This is a genomic window from Paraburkholderia sp. SIMBA_027 (assembly GCF_046535315.1).
GTDB lineage: Bacteria > Pseudomonadota > Gammaproteobacteria > Burkholderiales > Burkholderiaceae > Paraburkholderia > Paraburkholderia tropica.
In genome coordinates, this window is sequence record NZ_JAWRWY010001703.1 from 1 (window position 1) to 232 (window position 232).

Consider the following 232-nt stretch of genomic DNA (forward strand, 5'->3'; position numbering starts at 1 on the left):
TGTGCATCAATTACCACCCCTATATGAAATTAATTAAACATTAACACTTCTCTTAAATTGTTACTAATATACCTCTATCGAAACTTAGCATTTTCTTTAACTTTCTAATCTGAAAATCATTCGGTGAAACCGTCTTACCTCTATCATCACTGGAAGCAAAGTATACATCACCAGCGATAGCATGTATTGGCACTAATTGACCTTCATGCATAGATACTACTAGGAAGTTAAT

General features: G+C 33.2%; 1 protein-coding gene. It reads right to left on the reverse strand.

What is annotated here, in order from left to right; translation table 11 throughout:
- Positions 1-52: 52 nt before the first annotated feature.
- The coding region (locus SB764_RS44985) for a hypothetical protein (RefSeq protein ID WP_410867433.1) at positions 53-232 on the reverse strand (180 nt) is incomplete at its 5' end.